Below are 25,718 nucleotides of genomic sequence, written 5' to 3' on the forward strand. Positions count from 1 at the left end.
TTCTTATTCTTCATCATCTAAATCAAACAATACGTCTTTGCCTAGGAAGGCTAAATCCGTTTTCACCATATCTGGGCGCTTGATTTTCTCAGTAATCTGTATTGCTAATTTGTCGTTAGATTGACCGACTTTACCGCGGTAAGTTGGTAGGTCTTCTACAAATACGGTTGCCGCTTCTGGCATTTCCACTGGAATGATATCGCCAGCTTCCAGCTCCATTAGATCGCGCAATGAAATTTGGCTCTCTAATAGGTTAACTTTCATCTCTACCGGAACATCCATGATTTCATCGCGTAGTGCTTTGCTCCAGCGAACATCAGTGTCCATCTTGTCACTTTGCACACCGGCATCAAGCAATTCACGAATAGGTTCAACCATTGAATATGGGAAAACAACGTGGAAATCACCACCACCGCCATCCACTTCAATATGGAATGAACTTACAACGATAACCTCTGTCGGGCTCACGATGTTTGCCATGGTTGGGTTAACTTCTGAGTCAAGGTACTCAAACTCGACCCCCATAACTGGCGACCACGCTTCTTTGTAATCTTCAAAAATCACTTTTAGCAATAATTGAATGATACGACGTTCAGTTGGGGTAAATTCACGACCTTCGATCTTAGCGTGGAAACGACCGTCACCACCAAAGAAGTTCTCAACCAAAATAAACACTAATCGAGCTTCCATCGTCACTAAAGCGGTACCTTTAAGTGGACGGAAACGCACCATGTTTAAACTGGTTGGTACATATAAGGTATTTTGATACTCACCAAACTTCACCATTGAAACACCGTTAATCGAGACTTCAGCGGTTTTTCTTAACATATTAAATAAGCTAATACGCATATGGCGTGCAAAGCGCTCGTTAATCAATTCCAGTGTTGGCATCCGACCACGAACGATTCGGTCTTGTGATGAGAAATCAAAACTCCTCATAGAACCTGCATTGTCATCATTATCGACAACATCATCTTCTATATCGTCTACACCGTGGAGTAGAGCATCAATTTCGTCTTGGGATAGTAGATCTGTCACATTAAACCTATTGCATTACAAAATCGGTAAATAATACTTTTTCAACTACAGGCTTAGCTGTAATTTTAGTAAAAGCATCTTGGATATCACGTGTCGCTTGCTCACGTAGCTCAATTCGACCACGTGGCTCTCTTAATTGTTCAACGGTTGCAGCAGCAAATGTCGATAACAAAGCACTCTCAATAAGCGGAGTATGCTGTTTAGCAACCACTTCATTATCCACACCACGCATCATAACCTGTACTTTCAATTGTACTAAGCGATCACGTTTATCGCCAGTAACATTAAAGATAAATGGCTGAGGTAAATTTAAATACAGTGCTGGCATATTCGCTTCCAAAGCGGCAATATCTTGCTCTGTTGGTTCTGGTGCTGGCTCGCTTGACATAAAGAACCAAGCAGCAACGCCTCCACCAATCAGTAATAAAGCAACTAATGCAATAATGATCATTAGTTTCTTCTTACCTTTAGGCACATCACCTTGTTCAGCCATTCTCATTCCTCTTTAAATAACTTATTAATTTTTATTTTAATGTCGCTAATTTGCATTATTGTGTTTATGCGTAAAAACTGATGCCATCATTTGATTTTGATACTTGAACACTAATTTCACGCTCTTCTGAAGATTCTTCACTAAAGCCTGAACCACGGTTACTGTGCTCTTCTTTTTGATAAGCATATTGTGAAGAATCACCAGAACTTTGTTGCTGTACCGATGTATCGGCCAATTGGATCCCTTGTTGAGCAAACATTTCACGTAAACGTGGCAATGATTGTTCTATCGCATCTCTTGCGTGTTGGTTCGAAACCGTAAATTGCACACCGGCACTATCTGCCCCCATATTCAATCGAATATGCATACGTCCCATTTCTGGTGGATCTAAGCGTATATCTACATGTTTCAGGTTTTTTGCCATCATCATATTAATGCGCTCTGCCACTTCATCACTCACCATTTCTTGGCGAATACTCAAAGGCACATTCATAGGATCTGTTCGTTGCGCTTGAACGGCTGCCGCTTGTTGAGTGGCCGTCGTACCTGACGCATGTGCTAGTTGTTGTGCAAAGGTATCTGTGGTTTTTGATTCAGTTAAATTAACCGTTTCACCATTAGCAACTTGAGTCATACCAAGTGCTGAGATATCCATTTTTGCTTTTTTCGCCTCTGCTAACTTTCCGGCTTCAGCTTCTGCCTTACCAATCAGTGCAGTTGACGTTAATAATTCTTTGGTTGATTCTTTATTGCCTGCGGCTTCACCTTTGCTTTGCGTTTCGCCCTCTACTTGAGTTGACGATTTAGCACTACTTCCCCATTGAATTTCTTTTAATGGATCTGTTTTTTCAGCTACGGTTTTGCTGCTGCTTTTCTCACCTTCAGCGGCAATACTTGCTTGAGTAAGCAACATTTCAGCATCGCTCGAATCGGATGATTCTGATTCATCAGATGACTCTTCGTCACCCGAAGCTTTTTTACTTTCATCTTTTTTATCAACCAATGTGCTGTTCGCTTGGTCTAGACGAGATAATAATTCAGAACCTTGGCTTACTTTGTCCTCTGTTGTTTCTTCTTTTGTTTCATCAACAGATTCAGACTCTTTCGATTTTTCGCTCGCTTCACCTTTTTCAACATCGCCTTTCTCATCAACCGTTGTTTTTTTGGCGTCGTCTTTTTCCTTTAATCCCATTACCTCTTTTAGCTCTTCAATAAAGCCTTCAGATTCTGGTTTATCTACAGCAGCCGTTTTAGTATCTGGCTTTACAGGCGCGGTTTTATTAATACCGTTTAATGATAAGTCATGACTGCTCATAGTATGTTCTCTACATTGAGTGTGGATTTTTTTGACGAGCGCGATAGTGGCTCAGCTTTGCTTATTTTAAAGCAAATATTAAGCCACTTTTGTTATTCAATAAGAAGTTGAAAGATTATGAAGGGAAAATGCTGATGAATTGAGAAAACCTTGAAGCAATCACTCAATATGATTATTCAGTTTTACTTCGGCGAGCAAATTGAAGGGTTGAGAACTCATCCATCATTTTTTGCTCTTGCTTATCCAGCATTTTTTGTCGCTCTGCTTTTTTCTTATCCATCATCCACTCATAAGATCGTCGTTGCTTACGAGTCTCTTGCCAATAGGTCTGGCAATTATCCACTTGTGATGTGAAATGGGATTCTGCACTTTTTTGCTTGGTTAATGTTTCATCCAACTGAACCAAAAATTTATTTAAATGGCCATATTGGCTTGCAGTTAACCCTTGCTGGCCACGTTGCAACAGTTGATTACAATAATCAAGACGGTATTTTTCAATCTGCTTTACTTGCTCATAAAAGTCTTCCAACTCAGCTTTGGCTTTGTTCAGCGCCATCACAGCTTGGTTTTCTCTTTCTTGGGCTTGCTCTAATAAGAAATCAAAAGTACTTGTCATTTATTATGCCTTAGCCACTAAGCAACATTTTAAGCATGTTTTTACACATATCGTATGGAACACTTTCTTTCATACGCTGCTGTAAATATTCGTCTAATCTTGGTTTTAACGTAAACGCTTGGTCAATAGCAGGATCAGTACCCGGCTTATACGCCCCAATCGATACCAAATCTTGGTTTTTACGACAGGTAGACAACACTTGTCTCACCGCTTTAGACATAAGCATATGCTCTTCGTCGGTGATTTGTGGCATAACACGGCTGACTGATTTCTCGACATCGATCGCAGGGTAATGTCCGGCATCGGCCATTTCACGAGACAATACAATGTGTCCATCCAAAATCGCACGTGAAGCATCAGCAATAGGATCTTGTAAATCATCCCCTTCGGTTAATACGGTAAAGAATGCCGTAATAGAACCTTGGTTTTCATTACCATTACCCGCTCGTTCAACCAATGCCGGTAATTTTGCAAATACAGAAGGCGGATAACCTTTGGTTGCAGGTGGCTCACCAACAGATAGGGCAATTTCACGCTGTGCTTGAGCAAAACGTGTTAACGAATCCATTAATAGTAAAACGTCTAAACCTTGATCGCGGAAATATTCAGCAATAGTTAATGCAGTTTGACACCCTTTTAGTCGCATCAGTGCAGATGCATCGGCAGGAGCGGCAACCACAACCGAGCGTTGACGACCTTCAGGGCCTAAAATTTCTTCAATGAACTCTTTAACTTCACGTCCACGTTCACCAATTAAGCCAACCACAACCACTTGTGCTGTTGTACCACGAGTCATCATGCCCAGTGTTACCGATTTACCAACACCGGAACCAGCGAATAAGCCTAAACGCTGACCTTTACCCACAGTCAATAAGCCGTTAATAGCTTTTAAACCAACATCAAGCGGCTCTGAAATAGGCTTTCGTGATAATGGGTTAATTGGCTCAGAAGTAAATGATGCGGTATGTTCAGTATAAAGTTCACCAAGACCATCAATAGGATTACCAACCCCATCAACCACACGACCAAGTAATTCCATACCAACTGGAATACCACTGCCATCGGCGATTGGAGTGACTTTAGCGCCAGGTAATACGCCTGAAACTTGTTCACTTGGCATTAAAAATAAGTTTTCACCTGAAAAACCAACAACCTCGGCTTCAATCTCACCATTTACGGTTTCAACCAAACAGGAACTGCCAATAGGAGCTCGGCAACCTGTTGCTTCCAGCGTTAGTCCAACAACACGCACTAATTTTCCAGAAGCAATAGCACGTGTGGTTAAGCCTGTGGTTTTGTATTGAGATAAACGTTCAGATAATGGCAACATTACTGATTTCCTTGATGGCGATTCACACCACAGAATTTGTTCAGTACGCTCTTAATTCGTTCTTCTAGCAAATAACTCACTTTTGAATCAGAGGCTTGAATATTTATATCACCTAAATTCATCGACGGCTCAGCAGTTAATGTCCACTGCTTTTGCGTTAAAGCTTCTTCGCCATACGCTTCAATAACTCGTTGGTGATCTTCTGGATTTAACGCAATTTTAATTTCGCGTTCAGTAACAGGCAATGTTTCTACTGATTCTCGAACCGTATCTAAAATCACTTGAGGATTTGTTTTTACTTCTACGTGAACCACTTCTTTAGTCAGTGCTAACACCATATCTATCAGTTGTTTTTCGACTTGAGAATCAAGCAATGCTAACGGCTCAGCAAACTTATCAGCCATGGCAATTAATTGCTGAATACGTTCTTGAATCTCAGCTTGGCCTGCTGCAATTCCTTCGTCATAACCAACTTGATAACCTTCAGGCTTCCCTGCTTCAAAACCTTCCGCTTGACCTTTTTCTAAACCTTCTTTATAGCCAAATTCTTGGCCTTCCATTAAGCCTTCGTTATAAGCGCCTTGCTTAATTTGTTCAATGATTTCTTCTGTTAAAACAAATTCTTCTGGCTCGTCTTCTTTTGGAAGCGATGGAGTCCAACTTGGATCGTAATTAAAAGCAGTTTCACGAGCAGGCTTATTTGGATCAGAGTAATCTGGGGATTCCCAAATATTGGTTTTTTGTAGTTCACTCTCATCGGTAATGCGGATAAAGCCACGTTTTTTGCTAATACTCATGATGATAACCCGTAAAAAAAGAAGAAGATTTAGAAAGAATAACGGCTATTTCAATTTAATTATGAAATAGCCGTTTAATTATAACTCAATGAAATGAAAACGTATTATACGAATTCATCCGCACCACCAGAAAGCATTAGATCACCAGAATCTGCCATTCGACGTGCCACTGCCAGAATTTCTTTCTGAGCGGCTTCAACGTCTGCAACACGGACTGGACCCATTGCTTCAAGATCATCACGCATAAGTTCAGCTGCACGTTTGGACATACACTTAAACATTTTCTCTTTAAGTGCATCATCTGCACCTTTAAGTGCTTTTTGCAGAACTTCTTGTGGAACATCACGCAATAGCATTTGAATACCTTGGTCTTGAACATCGATAAGGTTTTCAAATACAAACATAAGATCTTGAATCTGAGTTGCTGTCTCTTCATCTTGATCACGGATTTGATCCATCAACATGCCTTCAATACTGTTATCTAGGTAGTTCATGATTTCTGCCGCTGCTTTCAAGCCGCCAATTTTCGCAGCTTGAGCACCAGATTGACCTGCGAATTGTTTCTCCATGATTTCGTTCAATTCAGCAAGTGCTGATGGTTGTACTTCTTCAAGGTGCGCAATACGCATCATTAAATCAAGACGAACACGTTCAGGGAATTGAGATAAAATCTCCGCCGATTGGTCTGGATCTAAGTAAGATAATACGATGGTTTGGATCTGCGGGTGCTCATTCATAATGATGCTTGCCACTTGACGAGGATCCATCCATTTCAATGAATCCAAGCCTTTAGAGCCACTACCTAGTAGAATTTGATCGACTAGGTTATTCGCTTTATCTTCACCAAGAGCAGCAACTAATGCGTTACGCATAAAGTCTTCGCTGCCCATACCAATGCTGGTGTATTTCTGAATATCTTCTAAGAACGCACGGTGAATCGCTGACACTTTGACCTGATTTAAATCAGATACGGTTGCCATTGCTGCACCTACTTTTTGAACTTGCTTTGGTTCTAAGTGACGAATAATACTTGCCGCATCTTCTTCACTTAAACTTAGCAATAAAATCGCTGCACGCTCTGAGCCTGATAATGAAGAAAGATCAAATTCTGGTGTTTCTTCTTCTTTATTTCCTGCTTCTACAATTTCATTAGCCATTTTCAGATACCCAATTACGAACTACTTGTGCTGCTAATTCTGGTTCATTTGCTACTAGTGCACGAACTGCTTTCAATAAGTCTTCATCTTTATGCAGATTAGGAAGATCAATACCTGAACCAAACTCGAATCCATCTCCATCTAAATCACTGCCAATTAAGCCCATCTCACCTTCAGCATTACGTTCTGCATTTGCCAATGCTTCATCTTCTGCTTGGTTAGGGAACAGTAATTTATTCATTGCTGGACGAACAAGAACAAGAATAACAGCGATAATAACCAAGGCACCAGCTAACCACTTAACCCAATCGTTAAAGTTAGGGTTTTCCCAAATTGGCACATCAATCGCAATTGGTTGCTCTTCAATAGCAAACTTCACGCTCAGTACATTCAGTAAATCACCACGTTGTTCATTTAGACCAACACTGCCAATAATGATTTGACGGATCTTATCTAATTCTGCTGCTGAAATTGGCGTATATGTAACTTCACCTGTTTCAGGATTTACGCTTTTACGCTCTTTAACGGCAACAGATACCGTTTGTCGAGCTAGCGTTCCTGTTTGTTTACGTTCATGACTGATTGTAGTATCAAGCTCAAAGTTTCGTGTTGCTTCTTTATGAACTGAACCTTGACCTAACACCGAACCATCTTTTAATTCTGCGATATCTTGAGGGATAGCGGAATCTACCGGCGGTTGGTTACTTAGAGCACCAGGAACACCAGCAATCACATTACCGTTGTTATAATCTTCTAACGTGTATTCACTTCGAGTCGATGGCGTTTGAGGATCAAATTGCTTACGAGTTTGCTCAACAGCACTGAAATCCATAGACACATCCACTTGAGCAGTATAGTTACCTAAACCCAAAATAGGAATAAGAATTGCGTCAATCTTATCTCGTAAAGATTGCTCTTGTTTACGCTCTAACTCTTGCTCTTTTCGATGAGCCATGGCCATCGGGTCTTGCGTACCAGAGCTTAAAAGGCGACCATGCTGATCTGTTACGGTAACACGTGTTGGTTTCATTCCTGGAACCGCACTTGCAACCATATCAACAATCGAATCAACTTCTTCTTGTTTTAGCATTGCTCCCATTCGCATGGTCAAGAATACCGTTGCTGACGCTTCTTGATTATGACGAACAAATACGCTTTGTTTTGGCATTGCAAGTAATACTTGAGCTTTACTAATTGGTCTCATTTGCTCAAATGTACTTGCCAATTGGCGCTCACGACTCAGCTTTAGACGCTCTTGCTCTAAACGCTGCGAAACCCCAAAGCCCATATCTTGCAATAAAATATCGTCTCCCTCGCCTACCGCTTTATTTAAGCCTGCGCGAGACAGATCAAGATTCATTTTACTGAATTCAGAGGCAGGAACTAAAATAGTATTACCATCTAGTTTGTATTCTGCTTTTTGAGCATCAAGATGATCAAGCACTTGGATAAGTTCATCTGTTTCATAACTGCCAAGCGGACGCATCTCCGGCTCTTGCACCCAAAAGAAAAGCATGACAATTAACGCCACACAAATAGAAACAGATAATACGAGGATAACCTGACGCAATAAGTCAAGATTCCCCAAAGCTGAGTCTAATTTTGAAGAACTTTGCTCATCAACATCTGGATTTTGTACGTCAACAGAGCTATCCAGTACCATAGCACCGCCTGTTGACGTTTCATCCGATACGGCTAAATTTGTATTTTTGTTATCTTCTGACACGCTTTAATTCCTAGAAATTAGACTGGCATATTCATCAGTGCTTTATAAGCATCAACTAGCTTATTACGTACTTGAATTGTAGCATCAAATGCAACGCTTGATTTATTTCGTGCAATCATAACGTCTGATAATGAAACCCCTTCATCACCTCTGTCAAAACGCACAGCTAAATCGCTTGATGCCTTTTGTAACCCATTTACGTTATTGACGGCTTTCGCAAACATTGCACTGAAGTCCGCACCGACTTCTTTTCCTGTTACTTGACGCGTTGCATTTGACGCATCAAGCATCATTGCTTGCATCTCGTCTTGTAAACTACCAATTTTCATTTCTATTCTCCGACCCAGTCAACTTCTTGACTTAACTTTACGACCCGAAGTATATAAAGCAATTTACATACCAATATACAAACAACAATAACTCATTGTTTTAACTTGGGATATCTATTCCAGCATCACGCATCTTCGCTAACTTGTAACGTAACGTTCTTGGGCTAATACCTAGTTTTTCAGCGACATCTTTTCGTTTCCCATCACAGGCTTTTATGGTTTCAAGAATAATGATAAATTCTTGTTCTCTAAGTTCACCACCTAAACCACTAGATGCAACCAAAACCTCACTTTCTTCAGACGTTGTTGGTACAGCTGTCTCGTTTATTGACGGTACTTGTTGTTCTGGTCTAATTGTTGGCGCTTCACCACTTACTACTTGTTGTAAGCCGTCCGCATCAGCCCAATCAACCCCTTCTAATAAAACATCGTCCGCCGTGATCGTATGTTCTTCAGCAAGAATAAGCGCACGCTGAACTACGTTATCGAGTTCACGAACGTTACCCGGCCATGGGTATGCTTCTAGTTTTTGAGTGGCTTCTGCACTAAAACTCGGAACTGGTAAACCTTGTTTTTGACAGTGACGCTCTACTAAGTGTTGAGCTATCGGTGCAATATCACCTTTACGATCTTTTAATGGTGGCCATGCAATAGGGAATACGTTTAAGCGGTAATATAAATCTTCACGGAAGTTACCTTCTTCGACGTATTTTTTCAGGTCACGGTTACTGGTTGCTAGAATACGTACATCTAACTTAATGCTCTTACGACCACCTAAACGTTCAACTTCACGTTCTTGCAATACACGCAGTAACTTAGCTTGTAGGTTAAGATCCATTTCACTGATCTCATCCAGTAAAATAGTACCACCTTGAGCTTGTTCAAATTTACCCGGACACGCTTGAACTGCTCCCGTAAAGGCACCTTTTTCATAACCAAATAATGTGGCTTCTAACATGTTGTCAGGAATAGCGGCACAGTTAATGGCAACAAATGGGCCTTCACTTCGCTGTGAATTATTGTGGATGTAGCGTGACATGACTTCTTTACCTGAACCACTAGGACCAAGCACCATCACGTTAGCGTCTGTACGTGCTACTTTGTCAGCTAATTTAAGGAGCTTAAGACTCTTTTCATCAGCAACAATAGCATCACCCGTTTGCTCCGTTTTCACTGGCGCATAACGACTGACCATATTCAATAATACTTCTGGTGCAAATGGCTTAGCCATATAATCAATAGCACCGTCTTTCATTGCAGAAACCGCGTCTTCAATATTGGCGTAAGCCGTCATTAAAAGAACCGGAAGATTCGGCCAATTCAATTTAATACTGCGCAATAAGGCCAATCCACCCATGCCAGCCATTTGAACATCAGAAACAACAATATCAATGGGCTCTTTCTTCAAAATAAGTAATGCTGTTTCTGCGCTATCGGCTTCTACCCACTCGTAACCAGCTAACTCTAGCGTATCGATCAATGCTTCACGTAAACCTTCATCATCCTCAACAATTAATACTTTGCTTTGTGTCATGATTTATTCTCCAGATTCTGTTTGAACTAGGCTCTCTGTTGGGGTTGCTGATAGTGGAATTGACATGGTAAAACATGCACCATCATCCGGTTCTGAATACAATTCAAGTTGTCCTTTGTGAGCTCGACAAACCATTTGTACAACCGCAAGACCAAGGCCTGTGCCTTGAGAGCGAGTAGTAAAAAATGGTTCCATTATTTTTTCTTGTAACTCTAATGGTATACCAGGACCGTTATCTTGCACCGATATTTTTAAAAAACCATTCACAGGTCTAAAAAAGACGTCTATTTGACATCCCTTCCCTATCACTTGAATGGCATTCATGATCAAATTACTAATAGCACTAGCAAGGGCATTAGCGTTGCCCATTAGCACTGTATCTTCATGTTCGACTTCTAAGTAGTAATCGACTTGATTTGATTGCAGAGCGGTTTCAACCATTGGACGATATTCAGCAACCAAGTCACCTATTGTGAATGGCTTAACAACTTTATTATCACCGCCTTTAGCAAAGAGAAGCATGTCATTCACTTGCTTTTCTAGATCATGAAGGCGATCAACCAATTTGGTTTGAAAACGTTTATGTGTTGCGGCTGGCAAATTTGGTGACCCTAAGTTTGAGGCGTACAACATCGCACTCGATAACGGTGTTCTCACTTGGTGAGCTAGCGATGCAACCATCTTACCTAATGAAGATAATCGTTGAAGATCACTCACACGAGATTGCAATAAACGTGTTTCAGTCAGATCAGTGATCAGTATTAATTGACCTGTTTCTGATGCAGAAATTGCCAATCGAACTTTGCGTCCATTACGCAATGAGATCTCATGACCATCATCTTCTCTTGGATCAAACGATCGTTGAATGACTTCAAACCAACGTTCTCCCAATAAAGGTAGACCTAAAAGCTTAATTGCTTCTGGATTGACTTCACACACCATACCTTGTGTATCAAGTAAAATAACACCTGCGGGCATTACATCTAGTACTTGCTTATATCGTGTATTTTGCTCTTCTACTGTGCCAAGAGGTGAGTTTAAGTCACCCTCAGAATTACCCTGCATAATTTTATTCCCGCCAAAACAACAAAAGGGCTGATGCATTTTACATGCCAGCCCTTTTGATATTTATTATCAACAACTTACAACAAACATGTAAGCTTAACGGTCAAATTTTTGTCATTTAAATTAGTTAAACGTTATATCTTTTTGACTAAAAATATTAACGCATATCATCTTTATTTAAATTATATTTACGCATTTTCTCAACAAGAGTAGTACGACGCATACCCAGCATGTCCGCAGCTCGTGCAACAACACCATTTTGCGCTTCAAGTGCTTGGCATATCATATTAACTTCAACTTCAGCTAACATCTCTTTCAGATTTAAACCATCTTCTGGTAAATCATTCGATGTTGGCCCTACGCTTTGCATTCCTTGTTGAGAAATACCACCATCACTAAAGTTAGCAAACATGTCAGCTAATGCCGCTTGTTCTTGCTCTTCAATTGATTGCTGATTGTAATTTTCAGGTTGGAACTCTGGAATATCACTATAACGATACTTCGTTGGTAAGTGATTTACATCCACCGATTCCCCTGGGAATAAGATCATCAAACGCTCAATTAAGTTTGCTAATTCACGTACGTTACCAGGCCAATGGTGTTCCATTAACGAGTTAACGGCACGAGGAGTTAGTCGTATGCGTGTGCTGCCTTCAGCTTCCATTCTTGCTAATAACTCTTGCAGTAACAAAGGAATATCTTGCTTACGCTCACGTAATGCTGGCATTTCAATTGGGAAAACATTTAAACGATAATACAGATCTTCACGGAATGTACCTTTCCCTATCATCTCATCCAAATTACGGTGCGTCGCAGCAACAATGCGAACATCAGCACGAATACTTTGATTGCCACCTACACGCTCAAAACAACGCTCTTGAAGAACACGAAGTAATTTCACCTGCATTGGCATTGGCATATCACCAATTTCATCTAAAAATAACGTACCGCCTTGCGCAAGTTCAAAACGACCTTTACGAGCAGTAATTGCACCAGTAAACGCCCCTTTCTCATGACCAAACAGTTCACTTTCTAGAAGATCTGGTGGGATAGCCCCACAGTTAACCGGAACAAATGGCCCTTTACGGCGTGGTGAATGATAGTGCAAGTTACGTGCAACAACTTCTTTACCCGTCCCCGATTCACCCAAAACCAATACACTTGCTTCTGTACCTGAAACTTGTTCAATTAAATGGCGAACAGTACTAATAGCAGTACTTTGTCCAACCATACTACGAAATAACGTATTTTTACGACCTAGGCGAGGAACGTCTAACCCACGACGCCCCATAAACTCTTGGCAATGACGTAACGCATCAGTTAATTGAGGATAATTAACTGGTTGATTCAGCTCACCTACATAGTTTGTCAATTCCTCAACATCATGCATAGCCCCCGCAAGCATAATAACAGGAACATGATTATGTACAACTAATGAGCTTTTGATTATATCTTTCAGCGCTTGGTCAGAAACTTGACCTAAAAAACAAGCACTCCATGGCTCACTCCACTCAAAAGTAGACAATTCGGAAGCTGAAATGGCATGACAATGTTCACCGATAAACTCAAGTATCACCTTAAGATTATGACGGCTCTGAGCATCATCTTCAATAATAAGAGTCTTTGCTAAACCTTGCATAGATTTGGATATGCCTTAATTCTTTGATTTATGTGGTCTATTCATTGAACAGCAACGAAATATTGCTCACATATTATAGCATAAGAAAAATAAGGCAACTATGACTGTCTATTTATCGACAGTCATATTGTCAATGAGAGGTTAGTATAAAAACCGAAAAATAAATTTGATTTATAAAATCGGTTTAATTAGATACCAACTTGATCTGCGGTAAGGTTATGAAATTCTGCAGGAATTTGGTCCCAAGCTGATTTGATTTCACGCAGCATTTCTACAACATCATCAATAGCTTGACCATCATTATTTTGGTTAGCGTGTGAAATTTGGCGGATCATAAAATCGTATAAAGAATCTAGGTTACTTGCAATTTCACCACCATCGTCCATTGATAGACATGAACGTAGACTGATCACGATGTCTAATGCTTTGCCAAGACGCTCGCCTTTAACTGGTGTGTTGCCTTGCTCCATGGCAGCTTTACCTTGGATTAAACGCTCAATAGCTCCAGCCATCAGCATTTGAATTACCTTATGAGGTGATGCAGCACTTAATTGGCTATCGATTGATACCTTTTTATATGCCTGTAGTGAACCTCTCATCGTATTTCCTCAGTTTTATTGAAATTTTCTATACAACTGAACCGATTTCTTCGCATGATTCAGTTTTTGATAATCAAGTGCAAATTGCTGCCCTAACTCTGTCATCTCTTCAACAATGAGTTGGGTTCGTGCAATTGCGAGTTGCCATTCAGTGGATGCCACTATTTCTGACGCTTGCATACATGCATGCAAGAGTTGTTCCCGATTTGCTAAAAAAGTAGCCAATTGTTCAAAATTAATATCTTCACTACGATATTGTTTTTGCAACTCTTGATCTAATACTTCTAATTGCTTTAGTAATTCCATCGGTAACCTCTATATCAATAACAAGGTTGTATTAACCCAGCGCATTCATCATACCTGATAACTGCGCTTTCATTTTTCCGGTTACATCTTGCATATTGGCAAATTTATTACGCGTACGCTCTTGAAGACTTTCCATTCGGCGATCTAAATCCACCTGCTGATCATTAAGGCGATAGTTTTGATCTCGCATCGTATTCATTCGTGTACGAATTGGACCACTCACCCCTGTCATGCTTTGAATTACATCTTCAACTTTCTTAGCAAAGCCTTTTGATCCACCAAAGAAAGTATGCAACTGACTGAAATTTTCATTCAATTGACGATCTAACATTGATTGATTGATTTCAAGAGTACCTTGTCGAGTCGTTGAAATACCAAGCTCTATCAGTGTTTTTATTCCTGTAGGAGCCGATTCAACTGGCGCTACAAATACAGATTTTAAGCGAGACTCAGCCGAACGTACAACACTGTCTCCAGCAAGTGGACCACTTTGTCCAGTCGCTGGATCAAAGCCACTTAATGCTTTGGTGGTCTCATAGAACTGATTGTAAGTATTAACAAATTGTTCGATAGCAGCTTTTACAGTATCTCTATCAAACTGCACATCTAAATCGATGCGTTTACTTGCTTCTGCTGTTGTACCTTTTAAAGTGATATCAACACCTTGAACTGCATCTTGAATAACATTGGTGTCACTGCTTATTCTTGCTACACCATCCAAGACCACTTTTGCACTACTTGCCGATTGAACTTCTTGAAGACCAGAATATAAAGGTTTGCGTGGACCTTCAGGTTTAATTGTCTCCACAACCTTTTCAATCGGTTCTAATTTTTCTTTTGCTATTTCTTTAATTGTTGGCGGCAGTTTTTCTACTTTTTCTTTTGCTATATCAACAAGTTCTTTTTTCGGTGCTTCTTTCTGAGGCGCTTCATAAGTAATACCAGCAGCTTGGAAAACCGTATCTGGCGTTTGTCCAATTTCTGCAAGCGCTTCTGCAGCGTCTTGATCGCCTTGCTTTGCCGCTTTAGCTAATTCAATCTTTTCATCTTCATTTGGAAGTGCCGCTTGCAGTGTTCCGGCAGTACGCTCACTCCACCCTGACATGCCAGATGTTGGATCGGTTGGATCTTCTAACGTCGCTAATGCTGCTGTTGCTTCTTGCTGCATCATGATTTCTTTAGCTGCTTTTTCTTCACGAGCTAATTCACGATTGGCATAATCAATCAAAGGTTTAAAGTAAGCGTATTTTTCTTCGTCACTCAGCTCTGGTACTTCTTGCTCTGTAATTGGCTCACGAACTTGTTGAGCGGCAACTTCAGGCACTTGCTGATATTGAAGCAATGTTGGAATATCAAACTTCGTTGATACCGTTGGATCAAAGTCAGGGTTAAACGCAAATCGATGCAGTTGGTTATTATATTTTGCATCAACTTCAATTTTAACTTTGTTACTTTCACCTGGCTTATCAGATGCGAGAATTAAACGAGAGCCACCATCGTCTTTTACGATAGAAGCTTGCACACCTGGATTTGAAGGTGCACTGTTAATCTGTTTTAAAATGTCAGTAATTTTATTATTTTGGCCGACAACATCAATGGTAAATGATTTCTTACCTAGCGATATTTCTAATTTACCTGGGCCAAATTTAGCATCATCACGAATAGGAGACGATGCTAGCTTTTGAGCTTGAGCAAGTTGTAAAACGTCAATAGTATAACGACCTGCAAGTGCATCAGGGCTCGCCGTAGCACTAACTACATCTTCATCACTACTTGAGATAGTTCTCGATGCAAATGTGTCGTCTTGACGGAAAGTCGTCATAAGATTCTTCATGGTATCTAATGATTCTTGCAGACGGCCGTAACCACTAATATTAGTATCTATGTCTGAACGTTCACGGTCGATGCGCTGCTGCTTAGGTAAGCGCTCGCTTTCAACTATTTTGCTCACCATAGAATTAATATCTAGGCCACCACCCATCCCCATCGGGCTAACACTCATGAATCGCTTTCCTCAATTAACGGTTTAAATCCTCTCAGCTATCAATCCAGATGCACTGGCAGCTAAATCTCTAGCAACTTCCAACATCTTTTCATCGGGAATTTGTCGAATGATATCACCGCTGCTGACTTCAAAAACGGTAATAACCTGCCGCCCTGACTCTTCATCTAGGCGAAACGATAATCCTCGATCCATGCTTTTAACGTATTCATTAAGCTCTTCTACTGCTTTATGAAGTGCTTCTTTCTTTTTCGTTTCAAGCTTTTGTTCTGCTTCTGCAACAATGGCTTCGCTAGCGGTTAAAGGTTCTGTACCTTCAATAAGCGATGCTTTGTTATCTACATAAACAGATGATGTTGGTTGCACATTAGAACTAGCAATTTGCGTGCCGTTATTTGAAGGGGGTGTGGAGTGGATTGTTGAAGATACAAATGATGAATCCATAGTATTTTCCTCCTAATACGAAAAAAGACAGCAAGAGGAGCGGTCCTGCTGTCATATTTCAGTAAGTGGGTAGACGATGAAGCCGCCCACCTACCTATTTTAGTATTATCAATTAATCAACGATTAACGTAATAGACCTAGAGCAGCGTTTGGCGCTTGCTTAGCTTGAGCAAGAATAGAAGAACTTGCTTGCTGTAGGATTTGAGACTTAGTCATTTCAGTTGTTTCTTTCGCGAAATCAACGTCTTTGATTTGGCTCTTAGAAGCAGAAACGTTTTCGTTAATGTTGTCTAAGTTGCTGATTGTGTGACCCATACGGTTTTGAGCAGCACCTAGCTCAGAACGGTGGCTATCAACAAATTTCATTGCTGCGTCAACAACTGCTACTGCGTTTTGAGAACCAGCAACTGTAGTTACGTCGATGTTACCAACAGTTTTGTTTGCAACTTCAGCATCAGCCATACCAGTTTCTTTAGCTAGAGCACCAGAGAAGCTGATTTCGCCTTCTGCTACGTCTTTAGCTGCGAATACTTGTAGTTTGCCATCTTCGCCAACAGAAGCGCTAACTTTGTCAGTTTGACCGTTGATGTATGTTGCAACTTCTTCGATATCGTCGCCAGCTTTAGCGTTGATTTCGATAGCTTGCTCTTCACCATTCTTATCAGCGATTGTGATAGTCATGTTTGCGTCTTTACCAGCAGTCCAACCAGCAGCAACACCTTCAGAAGCTGTGAATGTTTTACCACCCATGTTTGCTTCGTCTGCACGTAGGTTGTTTAGAGTAAGCATTACTGCTTCACCTGAATCAGCACCAACTTGGAAAGATTTAGTACCGAAGTTACCGTTAAGTAGACGTGTGCCACCGAAAGAAGTTGTTTCAGCGATACGGTTCATTTCGTCAGAAAGAGCCGTAACTTCTTGTTGGATCGCTTGACGGTCAGCGTCAGTGTTTGAACCATTTGACGATTGCAGTGCTAGGTCACGTACACGAGAAAGGATGTTTGAAGTCTCTTTCATTGCGCCTTCAGCAGTTTGCATCATAGAGATGCCGTCGTTTGCGTTACGAACCGCTACGTCTAGACCACGAGTTTGCGTGTTTAGACGGTTAGAGATTTGTAGACCAGCTGCGTCATCTTTAGCACTGTTGATTTTGCTACCAGATGATAGACGTTCCATAGATTGGTTAACGCCGTCAGTTGCGCTGTTTAAGTAACGCTGTGCAGTCATTGCTGATACGTTAGTATTTACTGTAATAGACATAAATAGATCTCCTAAGGGAAAGTGCAATGGTGGTTTGGTCTCATCCTCCGCCCCAGCCATTGTTTCTCACATATATTTAAAAGCGTATCTCTATATACTTTGTAGACTCTCACCTCTACAAAATACATCGCCGAGATAGCCTAAGTTTAATTTTTATAAAGTAAGTCAGACTCACTTATAACCTGTTGGGATTGAACTTTGCAGATGGCATAAGCTCACATTCTCACAAGTGTTTACTATGCTGATTAGCCCAACAGGCCTAATGCTGCATTTGGTGCCTGCTTAGCTTGAGCTAGGATAGACGAGCTCGCTTGTTGCAGGATTTGAGATTTCGTCATTGCTGTCGTTTCTTTAGCAAAATCAACATCTTTGATTTGGCTGTTAGACGCATTCACGTTCTCGTTAATGTTTTCTAAGTTGTTAATAGCGTGGTTGAAACGGTTTTGGAAAGCACCTAAATCAGCACGGTTTGAATCAACGTATTGCATTGCTGAATCAAGAATTGCTACTGCTTTTTGTGAACCACCAACACTTGTTACATCGATGCTCTTAACTGTGTCAGATACTTTATTACCCATACCCAGTTCGTTGCTTAATGAACCGCTGAATTCAATATCAGTTGCATCTGCTGCTGCAAAAATTTGTAATTTGCCGTCTTCAGTTACAGAAGCGTTTACTGCATCGCTTTGACCATTGATGTAAGTTGCTACTTCTTCAATGTCGTCACCAGCTTTTGCATTGATAGTGATGTTTTGTTCTTTACCTTTGCTATCAACAAAGTTCATTGTTAATTCTGTATTTTCAGCACCCACTTTCCAGTTTGAGTCTTTACCTTCAGTCGCTGAGTAAGTAGAACCACCCATCGCTGTTGTATCAGAGCGCATGTTGTTCAGAGTAAGCATTACCGCTTCACCTGAATCTGAACCGATTTGGAAAGATTTAGTACCGAATTGGCCGTTAAGTAGGCGAGAGCCACCGAACGATGTTGTTTCTGCAATACGGTTTAATTCGTCATTCAAAGCAACCACTTCTTCTTGAATCGCTGTACGGTCTGCATGTGTATTTGAACCGTTAGCTGATTGAAGTGATAAATCACGCATACGTTGAAGGATGTTCGTTGTTTCGTTCATCGCACCTTCAGCAGTTTGCGCCATTGAGATACCATCATTTGCATTTCGAACTGCAACATCTAAACCACGAGTTTGAGATGTTAGACGGTTTGAAATTTGTAGACCCGCTGCATCATCTTTAGCACTGTTAATTTTAAGACCTGAAGACAAACGCTCCATTGAGCTGTTTAGGTCGTTAGTTGCGTTGCTTAGGTAACGCTGTGCTGTCATTGCTGATACGTTTGTGTTTACATTGATAGACATAATTTATTTCTCCACTTTGGTTCCGAATCACTCCGCTCCTGGACCGGTAACCGTATTGTTCATCGTTGATACTTAACTTAGCGACCTACTTTCAAATTACTTTAGAAAAACTTTTAATTTTTTAAGCTTTTCTTTTTTAAGTACTTTTAAGCTTTTTCTTAGTCGCTGTGCCTTGTAATTAAGTTATCGCTCGCAATCGGAAACTCTTTAGGAAAAAATGCAAAAAAAACGAAAATAATTTAAATCCCAGATAAAACGTGAGGAAAATCACCTAATTTAGAGGGAAATAGATATTTATTGATGATTTTATAAACAAAAAAAGCCGAGGCAAGCCCCGGCTTTGGCATAGTGTGAGAGCACTATTACCTTAGAAGTTGTTTAAATCTTCTAAAAAATTAGCGTAATAGACCAAGAGCAGCGTTTGGCGCTTGCTTAGCTTGAGCTAAAATAGAAGAACTTGCTTGTTGAAGAATCTGAGATTTCGTCATCTCTGTTGTTTCTTTAGCAAAATCGACATCTTTAATTCGGCTATTAGATGCAGAAACATTTTCATTAATGTTATCTAGGTTGTTTATCGCATGGCTAAAGCGGTTTTGGAATGCACCTAAGTCAGCACGGTTTGAATCAACAAATTGCATTGCTGCATCAAGGATAGCCACAGCCTTCTGAGAGCCTCCTACCGTAGTTACGTCGATGCTCTTAACCGTCTCAGCTTGCGCTGCACCCATATTCAGCTCACCAGCTAATGAACCGCCAAATTTAACTTCACCTTGAACTTTATCGTTAGAGGTTACAATTTGTAGTTCACCATTTTCTGAGACAGATGCATTAACCGCATCAGTTTGACCATTGATGTAAGTCGCTACTTGTTCAATATCATCGCCAGACTTAGCATTAATCGTTAACTCTTTCTCTTCACCTGCACGGTTTACATAAGAAACGGTTAAATCCGATTTTTCAGCATTTACAGCCCAATCACCACCCAGTGCCGTTTCTGCTTTATAGCTTGTTCCACCCATTGATGCAGAGTCTGAACGCATGTTGTTAAGGCTAAGCATTACCGCTTCACCTGAATCAGCACCGATTTGGAATGATTTAGTACCAAATTGACCATTAAGAAGACGAGAACCACCGAAAGAGGTTGTTTCAGCAATACGGTTCAGCTCATCATTAAGCGCACCGACTTCTTGTTGAATAGCTTCACGGTCAGAAGTTGTATTTGAACCGTTTGCTGATTGTAGTGATAAGTCACGCATACGTTGTAAGATGTTTGTTGACTCATTCATTGCACCTTCAGCTGTTTGTGCAATTGAAATACCATCGTTTGCATTGCGTACAGCTACATCTAAGCCACGAGATTGTGAAGTCAAACGGTTTGAAATCTGTAGGCCAGCAGCATCATCTTTTGCGCTGTTGATTTTAAAGCCAGAAGATAGACGTTCCATTGATTGATTCACGCCATCCGTTGCATTGTTCAAGTAACGCTGAGCTGTCATTGCTGATACGTTAGTATTTACTGTAATCGACATAGTGGTATCTCCGTTTAGTTTTCCGATTGTTTTCCGTAGTTCGGAAAACTGAGCTTTATTATTCGACACTAAATTGATTGTTATTAGTGCCTGATACTTAACTTAACGACGGTTAAAAATAAACCTTTATCGATTTATTTATAAAATAGATGATTACTTTATGAACTATGATCGTGCTTCAAAGTTTTTTACAATTGACTAAAAAATAGCTAAAGTTTTTTTGCTTTTGACCAAGTATTAGCCAGATCCTTGATACAAAAGGGGTTTAGCCATCCCTTGCTTTAGATTTAGTACCTTATTTCTTTATTTATTCCGCTTTAGCTACTTTATTTTCTTTAGACGAAAAAAAACCAGCAATCATTGCTGGTTTAAAAAATAGTTATATCGATTGATATAAGTTAACCAAGCAATTTTAAGGCGATATCTGGTGCTTGTTTTGCTTGTGCTAGTACCGTTGAGCTTACTTGCTGTAAGATTTGTGCTTTCATCATCTCAACCGTTTCTTTAGCAAAATCTGTATCTTCAATACGACTGTTTGAAGCGGCAACATTTTCATTAATATTATTCAAGTTATTGATAGCGTGGTCAAAGCGATTTTGAAAAGCGCCTAACGTTGCTCGTTCTTTATCAACAAACCCCATTGCTGCATCTAAAGTTGCAATAGCACGTTGTGAGCCACCAACACTCGTTAGGTCTAAATCATTAACGGTATCAAATACAGCACCACCAATAGCTAATTCAGCAGAGAGTGTTCCTCCAAATGTCACCGCACTTGATACCACGTCACCCGCAGTAAACAATTGAAGTTGACCTTTCTCATCAACGGATGCTTGAACGGTATCGTTCTGACCATTGATATACGTAGCCAATTCCTCAATATCATCACCCGCTTTCGCTTCAATTGTGATTTCTTGAGCTTTACCATTTTCATCATTAAATGACATAGTAAGCGTTTGACCACCTTCTGGAACTGTCCAACCTTTGTTTAATTGGTTTTGAGATGTGTAATGAAACCCACCCATCGCTAGTGTATCTGAACGCATACTACCTAAAGTAAGTTGAACCGCTTCACCAGCATTGGCACCAATCTGAAAGGTCGATGTACCAAACTGGCCATTCAATAAACGTCTGCCACCAAAAGAAGTGGTTTCTGCAATACGATTTAATTCATCGTTAAGCGCATCCGCCTCTTCTTGAATTGCTTGTCTGTCCTGTAACGTATTAGAACCATTAGAAGACTGTAGTGCTAAATCGCGCATACGTTGCAAAATATTAGTACTTTCATTCATTGCACCTTCTGCTGTTTGTGCAATTGAAATACCATCATTCGCATTACGAACCGCCACATCCAAACCACTCATTTGAGATTTCAAACGATTTGATATTTGCAAACCAGCCGCATCATCTTTCGCACTATTAATTCTTTTACCTGACGAAAGGCGTTCCATTGATTGGTTTAAGTGTTCTGTTGCTTGATTTAAATATCGCTGTGCCGTCATTGCAGACACATTGGTGTTTACCGTTACAGACATAACAATCTCTTAATTTATTTTCATCTTAATAGTTATAACGGCATAAATACTGAAAGCTTAACTGATATTTTGATGCCCACAACGTTCACTACTTTGAATATCATATTCATTAGGATTTATACCTTCATCTTTCAATAACTTAATAAATGCAGGATCTGAACACTCAGTACCTAAATAGTCTTTTAAATGCTTCTTAGGCTGGCGTTTCACTTTATGTTTATTGGCATTAAAACATGCCCCATAACCTTTAATGTGGCTATTTTCAGGTGTTATCCCTTCATCTTCAAAGTAGTGTTGTAATACAGGATCGATGCAATTATTAGCGGCAATCATTGAATGTTCTTTCATGCTCGATAATTGAGTAGAAATAAACGGCGCACTGTGTACTGAAGTTGAAAAGAAAATAAACAATAAAAAACGTAAGAATGAATTCATGACATGACCTTACTTATGGAATAGACAGTAAGTCATCGACCGAAATCCGATTTTCTGGATTAAAAAGAGTATTTTTGGAAGGGTAGCCCCAATTAAGGGGCATAAAGCTAGGTTGGTTTTTTATGAGGAGATCTGTGAGAAGAACACAAAAAACCAGTTACCTATAGCTTGCACAACAATCAGGTGAACAAGAGGTTGATGAGAGATGAGAGCACCTCTTGTTCATTCATATGACTGTTGTTAGTTACTCAATTACTGCAGTAAAGTTAGTGCAGCGTTTGGTAACTGTTTCGCTTGAGCAAGAATAGAAGTACTAGACTGCTGAAGGATTTGTGCTTTTGTCATGTTTGTTGTTTCTTTAGCAAAATCAGTATCTTTGATTCGGCTGTTAGAAGCAGATACATTCTCTTGAATGTTTGACAAGTTGTTGATGCTGTGACCTAAACGGTTTTGTTTAGCACCTAAATCAGCACGCTCACGGTCGATGTAAGCAAGAGCTGAGTCGATAACACCGATAGATACTTGTGCATCACCTACAGACGTTACGTCTAGCTTATCAACTGTCGCTTTAGAACCAAGACCGCTTTCTAGGCCAAGTTCAGTTGCAAGGTTACCAGTGATTGATAACTCACCTTCGATTGATGGTTCAGCAACAAACAGTTGAAGTTTACCTTCATCACCTACAGATGCAGAGATCTTGTCTGATTGACCATTGATGTATGTTGCTAACTCTTCGATGTCGTCACCAGCTTTAGCGCTGATATCGATAGAAACTGCTTCACCTTTCTTAGTAGTGAATTCTAGTTTCATGTCATTTTTGCCAGGTTCTACGTTCCAAGATGCACTCTTGCCGTTTTCAGAAACGAAACGTTGACCACCCATGCTGTCATCATCAGCACGAACTGACGGTAACTTGATTAGGATTGCTTCACCAGCGTTAGCACCGATTTGGAATGCTGACTCACCGAATTGACCGTTAAGAAGACGACGACCACCGAATGATGTTGTCTCTGCGATACGGTTTAGTTCATCAGATAATGCGTGAACTTCTTCTTGGATAGAAGCACGATCTTGGTCTGAGTTAGAACCGTTTGCCGCTTGTAGTGATAAGTCACGCATACGTTGAAGGATGTTAGTCGATTCATTCATCGCACCTTCAGCTGTTTGAGCGATAGAAATACCATCGTTCGCGTTACGCATAGCAACATCAAGACCACGAGTCTGAGCTGTTAAGCGGTTAGAAATTTGTAGACCAGCAGCGTCATCTTTTGCGCTGTTGATTTTAGTACCTGACGATAAACGCTCCATTGAGTTGTTTAGGTCATTTGTTGCGTTGTTTAGGTAACGCTGCGCAGTCATCGCAGATACGTTAGTATTTACATTTACAGCCATCGTTGCTCTCCTTTGGCTTCGCTTTCACGAAAACTCATTTCTGCTCTATTCAGAAATATTTAAATTTATATCAGCCACAATTAGCCAATAGTTATTCAGTGTCATGTAATTTACATATCAAATCTCATGCCAAGATGAGAAAAACATGCACATTAATGACTGACATACAAAAGCAAAGCCTTCAACTCTACTCTGCAACTGCTATGCCACTATTTACCATTGGCAAACTGTGAGCTTCTCAGTCATAGTTATTAATTAGCATAAGGTGTGCCAGTTTTTTAAATAAATGCTTCAATACAAGCAAAAATAAATTAAAAACACTAAATAACAACAACTTACAAAACGGTTTAATTCTTTATTTTTCAGCTTTTGATAGAAAAAACAATAATAAAAAATATTTTTGCCGCTTAATGAACAATAGGGCTTGCCGCTTTTTTTCACCTTTACCTCAATGAATAAACGACTATTTATCTGCTACTAAAAAGCGGCAAAAAAACAAACAGAGCGGCAAGGCATTTCCCATGCAATATATTGATAATTCAATTAGTTATAGAAATAAAAAGCCTAACATGACTGCTAGGCTCTCTATTTTATTTAATGGTGGTATTTACACGTAATTAAATAAAGTAATGTCTTTTACTTTACCAAACGCTTGTTGAGACGCTTGGAGTGCTCGTGTATTTTCATTAAATTCGATTACGGCTTGTGCGTAATCTAAATCTTCAATTGAACTTAATGATTTCGACAAGGTTAAATCAAAATCTTGATGCTGCTGCTCTTGTTGATCTAACGTATTTTGTCTTGTTCCCACTTCAGCTCGTGCTTGGCTTAAGTGAATAAATGCAGCATGAAATTCATCGGTTACTTGTTGAAGCTCTGCTGTTGTTGATGCATCAGCTACATCATTTAACGCTAATTCAGACGCTTTCTTAAATGAATCAAAAATGCTAATGGTTTTCTTTGGCTCTAAAGTGATCACATCACCTGACTTTAACTGGCCACGGATCTGAATATCAACACCTTCATATTTAATCCCTTCTGATGGATCAAATTGAGCATTTTTAACCACACTACCATCTTTTGACAATTGGTAATTATATTGACCATTTGCCGAAGCACTGAAACTTACTTCGTACGTTGCAGGATCGGTATAATTTGTATTTGTTGCTTGTGATAACAACAGTTCAGACCCTTCTTGCAAAGCATACTGAGGATCATAATCTCCAAATGGATTTTTGATTTCAGTGAACAACTTGCTGCCAGCGTCATTTACCGCAACTTCAATTGAGCCTGATACCTTTAACTTACGTTGATATTCATCACCCGCATAAGCAACGGTACCATCATTAGATTTAAAAAATGGCTGTGTTTTCGGTTTAGTACCAGAAAATAAGTAGTTTCCTGATTCATCTAACATGTTGGTCAGATTCAAGAAATTACTTGCGATACCTTTTAGATCTTGCGCGTGAGCGTAACGATCTTCTGGTGCTAATGAACCATTGATCATTTCCATTACGCTACGTTTTGCATCATCGGCAAATTGCTCAGCATTCGCAATCGCAACCTCATGACGCTCTAAACGGTTACGAGCTAATGTAATAGTATCTGTATATTGGCGTAACTCTTCTTTCTTTTGAGTTAGGTTTTGAGCATATAACGCAGCAACGGGGTCGTCTCCTGCTGTTAATAGCTTTTTACCTGATGCTAATTGTGCACTAGTGTGATGCACTTTCGCTTCTTGGCGCGAAATATCATTTTGCACCGCTTGGTAATTATGAAAGCTTGAAATACGATTTAACATACTCTA

General features: G+C 40.0%; 23 protein-coding genes. All 23 read right to left on the reverse strand.

From position 1 onward, the window contains the following. Positions 1-3: 3 nt before the first annotated feature. On the reverse strand, positions 4-1,038 hold the full coding sequence (fliM, locus tag AVFI_RS09830) for a flagellar motor switch protein FliM (protein WP_188863472.1): 1,035 nt from the start codon (positions 1,036-1,038) through the stop codon (positions 4-6). Positions 1,039-1,045: 7 nt separating this feature from the next. Beyond that, positions 1,046-1,531, reverse strand: a complete 486-nt coding sequence (gene fliL / locus AVFI_RS09835; RefSeq protein ID WP_054775464.1) for a flagellar basal body-associated protein FliL — start codon at positions 1,529-1,531, stop codon at positions 1,046-1,048. A 64-nt stretch (positions 1,532-1,595) separates the two neighbouring features. Then, entirely contained in the window at positions 1,596-2,846 is a 1,251-nt protein-coding gene (locus AVFI_RS09840) for a flagellar hook-length control protein FliK (RefSeq protein ID WP_188863471.1), read from the reverse strand. Positions 2,847-3,018: 172 nt separating this feature from the next. Continuing rightward, complete coding sequence (gene fliJ, locus AVFI_RS09845; protein ID WP_005420354.1) at positions 3,019-3,462, reverse strand: flagellar export protein FliJ; 444 nt, start codon at positions 3,460-3,462, stop codon at positions 3,019-3,021. A 10-nt stretch (positions 3,463-3,472) separates the two neighbouring features. Then, positions 3,473-4,792 (reverse strand): flagellar protein export ATPase FliI, encoded by a 1,320-nt coding sequence (fliI, locus tag AVFI_RS09850; protein WP_005420355.1) that lies wholly within the window; start codon positions 4,790-4,792, stop codon positions 3,473-3,475. Next, positions 4,792-5,589: a flagellar assembly protein FliH gene (gene fliH, locus AVFI_RS09855; RefSeq protein WP_054775463.1), complete on the reverse strand. Its 798-nt coding sequence runs from the start codon at positions 5,587-5,589 to the stop codon at positions 4,792-4,794. Before fliH ends, fliI begins: the two co-directional genes overlap by 1 nt. A gap of 104 nt (positions 5,590-5,693) precedes the next feature. Then, the gene (gene fliG, locus AVFI_RS09860; protein WP_012533132.1) at positions 5,694-6,746 is read right to left on the reverse strand and encodes a flagellar motor switch protein FliG; all 1,053 of its coding nucleotides are present in this window, start codon (positions 6,744-6,746) and stop codon (positions 5,694-5,696) included. Next, on the reverse strand, positions 6,739-8,472 hold the full coding sequence (fliF, locus tag AVFI_RS09865) for a flagellar basal-body MS-ring/collar protein FliF (RefSeq protein ID WP_054775462.1): 1,734 nt from the start codon (positions 8,470-8,472) through the stop codon (positions 6,739-6,741). Before fliF ends, fliG begins: the two co-directional genes overlap by 8 nt. Before the next feature lie 17 nt (positions 8,473-8,489). After that, a complete protein-coding gene (gene fliE, locus AVFI_RS09870) occupies positions 8,490-8,801 on the reverse strand; it encodes a flagellar hook-basal body complex protein FliE (protein WP_054775461.1) in 312 nt (103 codons plus the stop codon). A 100-nt stretch (positions 8,802-8,901) separates the two neighbouring features. Further along, positions 8,902-10,335, reverse strand: a complete 1,434-nt coding sequence (locus AVFI_RS09875; protein ID WP_188863470.1) for a sigma-54-dependent transcriptional regulator — start codon at positions 10,333-10,335, stop codon at positions 8,902-8,904. Between the two features lie 3 nt (positions 10,336-10,338). After that, a complete protein-coding gene (locus AVFI_RS09880) occupies positions 10,339-11,400 on the reverse strand; it encodes a sensor histidine kinase (RefSeq protein WP_188863469.1) in 1,062 nt (353 codons plus the stop codon). Positions 11,401-11,557: 157 nt separating this feature from the next. Beyond that, a complete protein-coding gene (locus tag AVFI_RS09885) occupies positions 11,558-13,039 on the reverse strand; it encodes a sigma-54 interaction domain-containing protein (RefSeq protein ID WP_188863468.1) in 1,482 nt (493 codons plus the stop codon). A 188-nt stretch (positions 13,040-13,227) separates the two neighbouring features. After that, the gene (fliS, locus tag AVFI_RS09890) at positions 13,228-13,638 is read right to left on the reverse strand and encodes a flagellar export chaperone FliS (protein ID WP_005420369.1); all 411 of its coding nucleotides are present in this window, start codon (positions 13,636-13,638) and stop codon (positions 13,228-13,230) included. Between the two features lie 15 nt (positions 13,639-13,653). Beyond that, complete coding sequence (locus AVFI_RS09895; protein ID WP_011262364.1) at positions 13,654-13,944, reverse strand: hypothetical protein; 291 nt, start codon at positions 13,942-13,944, stop codon at positions 13,654-13,656. 31 nt (positions 13,945-13,975) lie between these two features. Then, entirely contained in the window at positions 13,976-15,946 is a 1,971-nt protein-coding gene (fliD, locus tag AVFI_RS09900; RefSeq protein WP_054775460.1) for a flagellar filament capping protein FliD, read from the reverse strand. A gap of 24 nt (positions 15,947-15,970) precedes the next feature. Beyond that, complete coding sequence (flaG, locus tag AVFI_RS09905; RefSeq protein WP_005420372.1) at positions 15,971-16,390, reverse strand: flagellar protein FlaG; 420 nt, start codon at positions 16,388-16,390, stop codon at positions 15,971-15,973. Between the two features lie 123 nt (positions 16,391-16,513). After that, positions 16,514-17,650: a flagellin gene (locus AVFI_RS09910; RefSeq protein ID WP_005420373.1), complete on the reverse strand. Its 1,137-nt coding sequence runs from the start codon at positions 17,648-17,650 to the stop codon at positions 16,514-16,516. A gap of 245 nt (positions 17,651-17,895) precedes the next feature. Next, a complete protein-coding gene (locus AVFI_RS09915; RefSeq protein ID WP_005420374.1) occupies positions 17,896-19,023 on the reverse strand; it encodes a flagellin in 1,128 nt (375 codons plus the stop codon). 395 nt (positions 19,024-19,418) lie between these two features. Next, entirely contained in the window at positions 19,419-20,552 is a 1,134-nt protein-coding gene (locus AVFI_RS09920; RefSeq protein WP_012533764.1) for a flagellin, read from the reverse strand. A 398-nt stretch (positions 20,553-20,950) separates the two neighbouring features. Next, positions 20,951-22,084 (reverse strand): flagellin, encoded by a 1,134-nt coding sequence (locus AVFI_RS09925; protein ID WP_005420377.1) that lies wholly within the window; start codon positions 22,082-22,084, stop codon positions 20,951-20,953. Between the two features lie 57 nt (positions 22,085-22,141). Beyond that, on the reverse strand, positions 22,142-22,519 hold the full coding sequence (locus tag AVFI_RS09930) for a hypothetical protein (RefSeq protein ID WP_005420379.1): 378 nt from the start codon (positions 22,517-22,519) through the stop codon (positions 22,142-22,144). 252 nt (positions 22,520-22,771) lie between these two features. After that, positions 22,772-23,911: a flagellin gene (locus AVFI_RS09935; RefSeq protein ID WP_005420381.1), complete on the reverse strand. Its 1,140-nt coding sequence runs from the start codon at positions 23,909-23,911 to the stop codon at positions 22,772-22,774. Between the two features lie 607 nt (positions 23,912-24,518). Beyond that, complete coding sequence (gene flgL, locus AVFI_RS09940; protein WP_012533878.1) at positions 24,519-25,712, reverse strand: flagellar hook-associated protein FlgL; 1,194 nt, start codon at positions 25,710-25,712, stop codon at positions 24,519-24,521. Positions 25,713-25,718: the final 6 nt, after the last annotated feature.

Source organism: Aliivibrio fischeri ATCC 7744 = JCM 18803 = DSM 507 (assembly GCF_023983475.1).
Classification (GTDB): domain Bacteria; phylum Pseudomonadota; class Gammaproteobacteria; order Enterobacterales; family Vibrionaceae; genus Aliivibrio; species Aliivibrio fischeri.

What these genes read in the sequence shown, in the direction of transcription:
- AVFI_RS09895 (WP_011262364.1), bottom strand. Translation starts at nt 13,944, where the DNA reads ATGGAATTACTAAAGCAATTAGAAGTATTAGATCAAGAGTTGCAAAAA.
- fliL (WP_054775464.1), bottom strand. Translation starts at nt 1,531, where the DNA reads ATGGCTGAACAAGGTGATGTGCCTAAAGGTAAGAAGAAACTAATGATC.
- fliH (WP_054775463.1), bottom strand. Translation starts at nt 5,589, where the DNA reads ATGAGTATTAGCAAAAAACGTGGCTTTATCCGCATTACCGATGAGAGT.
- flgL (WP_012533878.1), bottom strand. Translation starts at nt 25,712, where the DNA reads ATGTTAAATCGTATTTCAAGCTTTCATAATTACCAAGCGGTGCAAAAT.
- AVFI_RS09935 (WP_005420381.1), bottom strand. Translation starts at nt 23,911, where the DNA reads ATGGCTGTAAATGTAAATACTAACGTATCTGCGATGACTGCGCAGCGT.
- AVFI_RS09925 (WP_005420377.1), bottom strand. Translation starts at nt 22,084, where the DNA reads ATGTCTGTAACGGTAAACACCAATGTGTCTGCAATGACGGCACAGCGA.
- fliS (WP_005420369.1), bottom strand. Translation starts at nt 13,638, where the DNA reads ATGAGAGGTTCACTACAGGCATATAAAAAGGTATCAATCGATAGCCAA.
- AVFI_RS09920 (WP_012533764.1), bottom strand. Translation starts at nt 20,552, where the DNA reads ATGTCGATTACAGTAAATACTAACGTATCAGCAATGACAGCTCAGCGT.
- fliG (WP_012533132.1), bottom strand. Translation starts at nt 6,746, where the DNA reads ATGGCTAATGAAATTGTAGAAGCAGGAAATAAAGAAGAAGAAACACCA.
- AVFI_RS09875 (WP_188863470.1), bottom strand. Translation starts at nt 10,335, where the DNA reads ATGACACAAAGCAAAGTATTAATTGTTGAGGATGATGAAGGTTTACGT.
- AVFI_RS09930 (WP_005420379.1), bottom strand. Translation starts at nt 22,519, where the DNA reads ATGAATTCATTCTTACGTTTTTTATTGTTTATTTTCTTTTCAACTTCA.
- AVFI_RS09840 (WP_188863471.1), bottom strand. Translation starts at nt 2,846, where the DNA reads ATGAGCAGTCATGACTTATCATTAAACGGTATTAATAAAACCGCGCCT.
- fliJ (WP_005420354.1), bottom strand. Translation starts at nt 3,462, where the DNA reads ATGACAAGTACTTTTGATTTCTTATTAGAGCAAGCCCAAGAAAGAGAA.
- fliI (WP_005420355.1), bottom strand. Translation starts at nt 4,792, where the DNA reads ATGTTGCCATTATCTGAACGTTTATCTCAATACAAAACCACAGGCTTA.
- AVFI_RS09915 (WP_005420374.1), bottom strand. Translation starts at nt 19,023, where the DNA reads ATGTCTATCAATGTAAACACAAACGTATCAGCAATGACAGCACAGCGT.
- flaG (WP_005420372.1), bottom strand. Translation starts at nt 16,390, where the DNA reads ATGGATTCATCATTTGTATCTTCAACAATCCACTCCACACCCCCTTCA.
- AVFI_RS09885 (WP_188863468.1), bottom strand. Translation starts at nt 13,039, where the DNA reads ATGCAAGGTTTAGCAAAGACTCTTATTATTGAAGATGATGCTCAGAGC.
- fliE (WP_054775461.1), bottom strand. Translation starts at nt 8,801, where the DNA reads ATGAAAATTGGTAGTTTACAAGACGAGATGCAAGCAATGATGCTTGAT.
- AVFI_RS09880 (WP_188863469.1), bottom strand. Translation starts at nt 11,400, where the DNA reads ATGCAGGGTAATTCTGAGGGTGACTTAAACTCACCTCTTGGCACAGTA.
- AVFI_RS09910 (WP_005420373.1), bottom strand. Translation starts at nt 17,650, where the DNA reads ATGTCTATTACAGTAAATACTAACGTATCAGCAATGACTGCACAGCGT.
- fliD (WP_054775460.1), bottom strand. Translation starts at nt 15,946, where the DNA reads ATGAGTGTTAGCCCGATGGGGATGGGTGGTGGCCTAGATATTAATTCT.